This window comes from Gordonia sp. (in: high G+C Gram-positive bacteria), from assembly GCF_049299075.1.
Lineage (GTDB): Bacteria > Actinomycetota > Actinomycetes > Mycobacteriales > Mycobacteriaceae > Gordonia.
This window is the reverse complement of sequence record NZ_JBAQWU010000421.1, coordinates 1-8,324: the sequence shown is the minus strand read 5'-3', so window position 1 is coordinate 8,324 and position 8,324 is coordinate 1. Positions and strand designations below refer to the sequence as shown.

General features: G+C 66.6%; 10 protein-coding genes and 1 pseudogene. 7 read left to right on the top strand and 4 right to left on the bottom strand.

What is annotated here, in order from left to right; translation table 11 throughout:
- From WAW85_RS13600 to WAW85_RS13590, 3 genes and pseudogenes are all read left to right on the top strand, one after another.
- Window positions 1–396 (top strand): annotated as a pseudogene (locus WAW85_RS13600) (hypothetical protein); the annotation flags it as partial.
- A complete protein-coding gene (locus WAW85_RS13595) occupies window positions 393–905 on the top strand; it encodes a hypothetical protein (RefSeq protein ID WP_422560135.1) in 513 nt (170 codons plus the stop codon). The pseudogene WAW85_RS13600 and the gene WAW85_RS13595, both read left to right, overlap by 4 nt.
- 17 nt (window positions 906–922) lie before the next feature.
- Window positions 923–1,309, top strand: coding sequence for a hypothetical protein (locus WAW85_RS13590; RefSeq protein ID WP_422560134.1), 387 nt, complete (start codon window positions 923–925; stop codon window positions 1,307–1,309).
- Window positions 1,310–1,361: 52 nt separating this feature from the next.
- Here WAW85_RS13590 and WAW85_RS13585 read toward each other — a convergent pair whose 3' ends face one another.
- The 4 genes from WAW85_RS13585 to mftR all read right to left on the bottom strand — a co-directional run bounded on the left by WAW85_RS13585 (window position 1,362) and on the right by mftR (window position 5,172).
- Window positions 1,362–2,063, bottom strand: a complete 702-nt coding sequence (locus tag WAW85_RS13585; protein WP_422560137.1) for a DNA alkylation repair protein — start codon at window positions 2,061–2,063, stop codon at window positions 1,362–1,364.
- Window positions 2,064–2,155: 92 nt separating this feature from the next.
- Window positions 2,156–3,487: an NAD(P)/FAD-dependent oxidoreductase gene (locus WAW85_RS13580; protein ID WP_422560133.1), complete on the bottom strand. Its 1,332-nt coding sequence runs from the start codon at window positions 3,485–3,487 to the stop codon at window positions 2,156–2,158.
- A gap of 12 nt (window positions 3,488–3,499) precedes the next feature.
- Window positions 3,500–4,558 carry a 2Fe-2S iron-sulfur cluster-binding protein gene (locus WAW85_RS13575; protein WP_422560132.1) on the bottom strand — a complete coding sequence of 353 codons (1,059 nt, stop codon included), beginning with the start codon at window positions 4,556–4,558 and terminating at the stop codon, window positions 3,500–3,502.
- Window positions 4,555–5,172, bottom strand: coding sequence for a mycofactocin system transcriptional regulator (mftR, locus tag WAW85_RS13570; protein ID WP_422560131.1), 618 nt, complete (start codon window positions 5,170–5,172; stop codon window positions 4,555–4,557). The genes WAW85_RS13575 and mftR overlap by 4 nt, the downstream gene beginning before the upstream one ends.
- Before the next feature lie 98 nt (window positions 5,173–5,270).
- Between mftR and mftA the strand changes: the two genes are divergently transcribed.
- From mftA to mftD, 4 genes are all read left to right on the top strand, one after another.
- Window positions 5,271–5,357, top strand: a complete 87-nt coding sequence (gene mftA, locus WAW85_RS13565; RefSeq protein ID WP_422560136.1) for a mycofactocin precursor MftA — start codon at window positions 5,271–5,273, stop codon at window positions 5,355–5,357.
- Window positions 5,357–5,710 carry a mycofactocin biosynthesis chaperone MftB gene (mftB, locus tag WAW85_RS13560; RefSeq protein WP_422560130.1) on the top strand — a complete coding sequence of 118 codons (354 nt, stop codon included), beginning with the start codon at window positions 5,357–5,359 and terminating at the stop codon, window positions 5,708–5,710. The genes mftA and mftB overlap by 1 nt, the downstream gene beginning before the upstream one ends.
- Window positions 5,707–7,020, top strand: a complete 1,314-nt coding sequence (gene mftC, locus WAW85_RS13555; RefSeq protein WP_422560129.1) for a mycofactocin radical SAM maturase — start codon at window positions 5,707–5,709, stop codon at window positions 7,018–7,020. The genes mftB and mftC overlap by 4 nt, the downstream gene beginning before the upstream one ends.
- A gap of 65 nt (window positions 7,021–7,085) precedes the next feature.
- Window positions 7,086–8,303 (top strand): pre-mycofactocin synthase MftD, encoded by a 1,218-nt coding sequence (gene mftD / locus WAW85_RS13550; RefSeq protein ID WP_422560128.1) that lies wholly within the window; start codon window positions 7,086–7,088, stop codon window positions 8,301–8,303.
- Window positions 8,304–8,324 lie beyond the last annotated feature (21 nt).

Here is an 8,324-nt window from a genome sequence, read left to right as displayed (position 1 = left end):
GCCGAGGCGGCGCGCGACGGCGCGGTGACGGGGATCTCGGCCCTGCTCTCGGCCGACCCAGCGGCACCCGACGAGTACGTTGATCAGGCGCTGGCCGTCACGACGGGGCCGCAGCATGACCGACTGTCCGCAGCGCGCGGCGAGTTGCGTGGGGCGATCGCCGAGTTGGGCGCGGTGAGCACCGGGCACGTCATTTCTGCGGGCATACTGGCGCTCCCCGAGCGCGGCACCCGGGTCGACGGTGCGGACGGTAGCGTGCCGGTTTTGGTGGTGGCGCAGGCGAGCGCACCGGAACTGGTTGGTGGCGTCGCGGGTACCGATCGCGTGGCTCTGCGGGTGACAATGCTCCAGTCCGGCGATCGCTGGCTGATCTTCTCGACCGAGCGGGTGTCATGAGGCGACCCGCGGCGCCGGCCGACCGGCGTTTGGTGGCGGTCTGCCTGACGGCGGTGGTGCTGTCGGTGATCGCCGCGCTGGTGGCCGGCGCGGTGTGGCTGACGAGGGAAGCGACGGACGAGGGCGAACGCATCGTCGTCGAGGAAGCGGCCGCCGCGGCGGTCGGCGAGTTGATGACATTTGCGCCCGACGACGATCGCTCAGCGCGGGTGGCAGTGGCCGATCGGCTGACCGGGTCATTGGCGGCGGACTATCTGACGCGTGGTCCGGACCTGGTGTTCCCCGGGGCGACGGCATCGCAGTTGACGATGGCCACCACGGTGGTGGACGTGGGCGTGACAGAGTTGGTGCCGCGGCGGGCCCGGGCGCTGGTCTTCGCCGATCAGGCTATCTCGACGCCCGGAACTGCCGGGGAGCCCGAGCGCATCGCCGTGGTGCGATGGGCGACGATGACCAAGCACGGCGATCGCTGGTTGCTGACCCGACTGGAGACGGTGGCGGCGCGGTGACGCGTAGGATCAAGCCCATGATCGAGCGCGTCGCGAAGGCCTTGTCCGGAATGCTGATCTTTATGGGAGTGCTGCATTTCGTGGCGCCCAAGCCGTTCGATTCGTTGATTCCCGAGGAGATTCCGGGCGATCCGCGCACGCTCACCTACGCCTCGGGGGTCGCCGAGTTAGCCATCGGTGCGGCCCTGATCCCGCAGCAGACCCGGCGCACCGCAGCCGCGGCGGCGGCTGCGCTGTTCATCGCGGTATTCCCAGCGAATGTGAATATGGTCCGGCTGTGGGTGAACAAGAGCCCGCTGCTCAAGACGCTTGCGTGGGCGCGCCTCCCGCTGCAGATTCCGATGATCGTCGGCGCGATCATGGTGTGGCGCAAGACCCCGCGCGCCGCCGAGCTCGACGGCTGAGATCTGTGAAACTGTACAGTTTGTCGGCTGCGGACAGATAAACCGTGCGGTTTCACGGCCGGAGGGCGCGGAAGCGGGTGCGCTGCTCTGGGGTGAGGTGTTCGGTGGCGTAGCTGAGTGCCGTGCGACCCATCCGGGCGGCGTTCACTTCCAGGTGGTCGAGCAGGAGCTGGCGGTCTATCCGTTTGCCCATCTCCCGGAGCATCCAGCCGTACGCCTTCTGGATCAGGTCGCGGCGGTCGTCGATGACGATTGGTGCGACGTCCAGGATCGGTTGGGGCGCACCGGATTTGATAAACGCGAAGGTGCCGACGATACCGACGCGACGCTCCCAGAGATCTGCGGATGCCGCCCACTCGAGGAGTTCAGAAGGGGTGTCCTGCTCGACGAGCCACGCGCCCAGGAGAGGGTAGGCCGACAGGTCGACCAAGTCCCAGTTGTTCACCCTTCCACGGCGCAGGGCGGCGCGGTAGAACTCGGCCCAATCGGCACGCTCGGCCGCGCCGGATCGCGTGAAGGTTTGGATCGCGGAGAACAGTCCGAGCTGACGAACTTCGTGAATGGCATTGTCGAGCAGCGCATTTGCCGTGTCACGGGGCAGTCCGCGGAGCTGGGTGCTGAGCTTTCGGAGTTCCGGGACCCGCACGCCCACGAAGACGTCACCCTCGCCGTACTCGCCCGGGCCGGCCTTGAAGAAGCGCCGCTGGCCGGCGGCGCGTTCGGGGTCACCGAGGGACTGGACCGTAGCGAGGATCTCGTCCGGCGTCGACTGACTGGTCAGGGGTGGTTTCGACACCGGTACTCACTCCGTTCGTCCCGGGCTCCACCGGCGAGAAGGGTCTCCGCTCAACCGGTGATGGTGTCCGCGAGGGCGGGGAGGACCTCAGTGATCGGAGTCGGCGTGGCGAGCATAGGGCGGGTCTTCATGACCTTGCCCGCGCGGCCCGCACCGACAACGCCCGTGAGCAGGCCGTTCCGGCTGAAGTAGGCGAGGAACTTGCGCCCGTCGTCGTCGACGACGTGGACCTCGTCGTCCGGGCGGGGAGACCCGAGTAGTTGCACCTTGAGGTCGTACTGGTCGGTCCAAAAGTAGGGGACAGTCGGCGCGGGAGCCGGCTGGCCAGCAAGATCGGCGGCGACGATCACCGACTGCTCGACGGTGTGGTTCCAGTGCTCGACGCGGTGCCGATTCCCTTGGACGTCAGCCCAATTCGCGGCATCTCCGATGGCGTAGACATTCGGTGCGCTGGTGCGACCGTGTGTATCGCAGGCGATGCCGCCGCCATCGGCGCGGGCGGCCAGCTCGATGCCGGAGCCGGCAAGGTAGGCAAGCTCGGGGTACCCGCCGATTCCTACGACAACGACGTCGGCCGGGATAGTGGTGCCATCGTCCAGTTCGACCGCGCCGATCCGGGGGGCGGTCGTGCGCGGGGAATCGGCGGGGATCAAGCGGGTGACGCCGGTACCGGTGTGGAAAGTGACACCGGCTTCGTGGTGCAGACGGGCGACAAAGGAGCCGATGGTCTCGCCGAGGGCGGCGGCCAGCGGGGTGGCGGCTGGTTCGACGACGCTCACCGTCAGTCCGCGTTTGGACAGGCTTGCCGCGACCTCGCAACCGATGAAGCCGGCGCCGATCACCACGGCGGTGCGCGCGTCGGACAGTTGCTCGCGCAGAGCGATGGCGTCGTCGTAGGTGCGCAAGACGTGGACGCCGGCGAGGTCGCCGCCCGCGCCGGGGAAAGCGCGCGGCACGAGCCCGGTCGCCAGCACGAGGGTGCCGTACCCTTCGACAAGCTCAGGGGGCGACGTTGGCTCAGGGGGCGACGACGGCTCAGGGGGCGACGACGGCTCAGGGGGCGACGACGGCTCTGGGGGCGACGACGGCTCAGGGGGCGACGAAAGTTCGGTGGTGATGGTGTGATTTTCGGGGTCGACGGCGGTGACCCGGGTCCCGAGACGCAATTCGATTCCGGCCTCGGTGTACCACTCGGCGGGCTTCAGATCGACGCGGTCGTCCTCGCCCAGAAGGACGGACTTGGAGAGCGGCGGGCGGTCGTAGGGCGGATGGTCCTCCGCCGAGATGATCGTGATCGGCGCAGTGAATCCGTTGCCACGTAGGCCTTCGGCCAGGCGAGATGCGGCCAGGCCGCCGCCGACGATCACCACTGGGTCAGTCATGGGTGCCTTCTGCTAGAACTCGACTTTGAGGTTGTCGGAGGTCGGTTTCGCCTGGCATCCGAGGATGTAGCCGTCGGCGATGTCGTCGGGGTCGAGGGCGCCGGAGTTCTCCATCTCTACAGTGCCTTCGACCAGAGTGCAGGCGCACGATCCGCACTCGCCCTCCTGGCACGAGTACGGCGCGTCGAGTCCGGCCGCCAGCATGACGTCGACCAGGTTCCGCGACCGCGGCCACACCAGCACGTGGGTGTCGCCGTCGAGTTCCACCTCCACCTCGGCGGCATCGGCGGCTTCTTCGGCACTGACCGCGTCGTGTACGACGTCCTCGAACGGATCGCCGGACAGCGAGTTGTAGACCTCGGTGTGCACGTCATGGTGGTCGAATTTCGCCTTGCTGAGCGCCTCGTGCACCGCGTCCATGAACGGGCCGGGACCACAGAGGTATGCGCTGTGGGTGCCGGTCATCGGTTTGAAGATGGTGGCCAGTGTCTTCGCGGATGGCCGTCCGTGCAGGGTCTCGAGCCAGTGAATCAGGGTGAGGCGGCCGGGGTGCTTGGCGAGCAGCTCGCGCAGCTCCGCGGCAAAGATCACGTCGTTCTCGCTGCGATTGGCGAAGAAGAAGGTGATGGGACCGGTTCCGTCGGCCAGTGCCTTCTTGAGGATCGACATCACCGGCGTCACACCCGAGCCCGCGGCGATCAGCAGCAGGGGGACATGGATGTTGGCCGGGGTGAACACTCCCGACGGCGGAAGCGACTCGATCGCCGAGCCCGCGGCGAGGTTGTCGCACACCCAATTGGAGCCGTAGCCGTCGGCAGTGCGTTTGACGGTCACCTTGGGGAGCGTGTCATGGCCGGGGGCCGAGGCGAGCGAGTAGCAGCGGGCCACCGAACCGGTCTGATCGCTCGGAATGCGCAACGTGAGGAACTGGCCGGGCAGGTAGTCCCGGAACTTATCGCCGTGCAGTTCGGGGATCTCGAAGACGATGCTGCGCGCATCGGCGGTCTCGTCGATCACCTCGGCGACTGTCAGGATCGCGCTCCGGCTGGAGTGCGGCGTAAGTTCCGTCATAGACCGGCTCTCTGTGAAACTAGAACGTGTTCTACATAGGGTATCAGCCCGTCGATCACGAGTGAATAGCCTTCGTCGAGCAGTGCGGCCAGGTCGGAATCGGCGTCGTCGAGCCACTGATCGTAGGCCGCCATCGAGGCGCCGAGGAACTGCCAGGCGAACGACTGCGGGACGTGGTCGTTCGGGCTAGACCCGAGCCGCCCGGCGATATGAGCGGCCACGATCTGCCGCCACTCGTCGTACATCAGCATCGAATGACCTTGCAGCGCGGGCACTTTCAGCAATAGCCGCATGCGACGACGGTGCGCCTCGTGCTCAGATTCGGCAACGCGATTGAACGAGATCAGGACTCGGCGCAGGCTCTCGCCCAGGGGGACGTTGGGTGGGGTGGCGGCGAGTTCCTGGCGCATCTCGGCGAGGTGGGCCGCGAAGTCGCCCCAGGCTAGTGCGTTCTTTGACGGGTAGTAGCGGAACAGGGTGCGCCGCGAGATGCTCGCTGCCTCGGCGACGTCGTCGACACTTGTCGACTCGAAGCCGCGCTCGGTGAACAGGACGATCGCCAGGTCGGCGAGATCGGCCTTCGTCGTCGCCTGTGGACGTCCGCTTCTGGTCATGTCCTCATCCGGTGATTTTCGGTTCGGTCTTGATTCTGCACCGAGTGTCATTACAGTATGGCGTGAACCACATTTAGTCTCGAAGGAGGTTGGTTCACATGGCAGAGCAGGACACGACTCAGGACCTCGTCACAGAATCGCTGGTGGAGGAAGTCTCCATCGACGGGATGTGCGGCGTTTACTGATGACTACCGCATCAGCCGGACCCGGCATTGCCGAGTCAAGTGCTTCCGGCGGCGGCGTTGCCGTCGCCGGAAGTGCGTCCATCGCGCTCGATCGCCCGTGGCGGCTGAATCCGTCGGTCGCGTTGCGGCCGGAGCCATTCGGGGCGTTGCTGTATCACTTCGGAACGCGCAAACTCTCGTTCCTCAAGAACCTGGTTGTCGTGGAACTGGTGCAGTCGCTGGCCAGCCAACCGAGCGCCGAGGCCGCGTTGCTCGCAGCCGGGATCGACGACGATCAACGTCCGCTCTACCTGCAGGCGCTCACCGCGCTCGCCGATTCCGGGATGATCATTCCCGTCGAGGAGTCCTCATGACCACGCTCGAACCCCGCGTCGACGAGTTGCCGTCGACCGCGCCGCCGCTGCGCCTGCCGACGGGTGACCTCGCCTCCTCCGCCAGCAGCTCAGGGAGCACGCCGCAGGTGGGCCGTCTGGTGGACCAGTTCGAGCGCGGCCTGGACGCCCCAATCTGCCTGACCTGGGAGCTGACCTATGCGTGCAATCTGGCGTGCGTGCACTGCCTCTCGAGTTCGGGCAAACGCGATCCGCGCGAGCTGAGTACCGAGCAGTGCAAAGCAATTATCGACGAGTTGCAGCGCATGCAGGTGTTCTACGTGAACATCGGCGGCGGCGAGCCGACTGTGCGCCCGGACTTTTGGGAACTGGTCGACTACGCGGTGGATCATCAAGTGGGCGTGAAGTTTTCAACCAACGGCTTGCGGATCACTCCCGAGGTGGCGCAGCGCCTGGCGGCCACCGACTACGTCGATGTGCAGATCTCGCTCGACGGCGCGACCGCCGAAGTGAACGACGCGGTGCGCGGCCCGGGGTCGTTCGACATGGCCGTGCGCGCCTTGGAGAACCTGGCCGCTGCCGGCTTCGCCGACGCCAAGATCAGCGTCGTGGTGACTCGGCAGAACGCGACGCAACTCGACGAGTTCAAGGCTTTGGCCGATCGGTTCGGTGCGACGCTGCGCATCACACGGTTGCGGCCATCCGGCCGAGGCGCGGACGTGTGGGACGACCTGCACCCGCTGCCGGAGCAGCAGCGCGACCTGTACAACTGGCTGGTGGAGAACGGCGACCGGGTGCTGACCGGCGACTCGTTCTTCCACCTGTCGGCGTTCGGGGGTAGCGGTGGCGGCCTGCCGGGGCTGAACCTGTGCGGCGCTGGCCGCGTGGTCTGCTTGATCGACCCGGTCGGCGACGTGTACGCGTGTCCGTTCGCTATCCACGAGAACTTTCTGGCCGGAAACCTGTTGTCCGACGGCGGTTTTCAGGAGATCTGGCAGCGCTCGGATCTGTTCACGCAGCTCCGCGAACCGCAGAGTGCAGGTGCGTGCAACAGTTGTGCGCACTACGACGCGTGCCGCGGCGGTTGCATGGCCGCCAAGTTCTTCACCGGGCTTCCGCTCGACGGTCCCGACCCCGAATGTGTGCAGGGCTACGGTGAACAGCTGTTGGTCGGCGAGCGCAGCAAGCCCACCGCCAACAAGGACCACTCGCGGGGTGTGCCGCTGACGCTGATGACCCGTCCGCCGTCGCGGGACTGCGACGAGAATCCGCTCGCCGGCTTTGCGCCGACCAGCGCGACCGGCTGCGCGTCGACGTCCTGCTGTTCTTGATTGCTGCCGTTCTCCACCCCCTTCGCGTGATCGCCGCTCGATAGAGCTGACCTAAGGAATCCTTGATGTCGAAAATGTCTGAGTTCTTGGAAAAGAATCCGTGGCGCCGCAATCCGTGGTTCGAGACTGTCGGGGAGGCGCAGCGCCGGGCGCGCAAGCGACTCCCGAAGACCATCTACTCGTCGCTGGTGGCCGGTACACAGGCAGGCATCACGCTCAGCGACAACGTCGAGGCCTTCGGCGAGATCGGCTTCGCGCCGCATGTGGTGGGGGCGACCCCCGAACGAAATCTCGCCACCACCGTGATGGGACAAGAGATCTCCTTCCCGGTGATGATCTCGCCGACGGGTGTGCAGGCGGTCAATCCGGACGGTGAGGTCGCTGTTGCGCGGGCCGCCGCGGCCCGCGGTACCGCGATGGGACTCTCGAGTTTCGCGTCTAAGCCGGTCGAAGAAGTGACCGCGGTGAACGACAAGGTCTTCTTCCAGATCTACTGGCTCGGTAGTCGCGAGGACATCCTGGCGCGGGCGATGCGCGCCCGCGAGGCCGGATGCAAAGGCCTGATCGTCACCACCGACTGGGTGTTCAACGTCGGCCGCGACTGGGGCAGCCCGGAGATTCCCGAGCAGGTGGATGTGCGGGCGATCGCCAAGCTCGCGCCGGAGATGATCACTAAACCGAAGTTCGCGATGAGCTGGATCCGCGACGGCAGGCTGATTGTTCCGGACCTGAGTGCGCCCAACATTGCGCATAAGGGCGAGCCCGGTCCGACGTTCTTCGACGTCTACGGCACCTGGATGAACACCCCGCCGCCCACCTGGGAGGACCTGCAGTGGCTGCGCGAGCAGTGGGGTGGGGAGTTCATGGTCAAGGGCATCACACGCCTCGACGACGCCAAGCGCGCCGTCGACATCGGCGCGACCGCCATCTCGGTGTCCAATCACGGCGGCAACAACCTGGACGGCACCCCGGCCACGATCCGGGTGCTCGGGCCGATCGCGGACGCCGTCGGCGGCGACCTCGATGTGCTGCTCGACGGCGGTATCCGCCGCGGCAGCGACGTCACCAAGGCGCTCGCTCTCGGTGCCAAGGCTGTGATGATCGGTCGGGCCTACCTCTGGGGTCTGGCCGCCAATGGTCAGGCCGGTGTGGAGAACGTACTCGACCTGCTGCGCATGGGCATCGACTCGTCGCTCATGGGTCTGGGTAAGGCGGACGTCGCCGACCTCAGTCGCGATGACCTGATCCTCCCGGAAGGCTTCGAGCGCACCTTCGGCGGCTGATCTGGTGTCGCGCCCTCATAG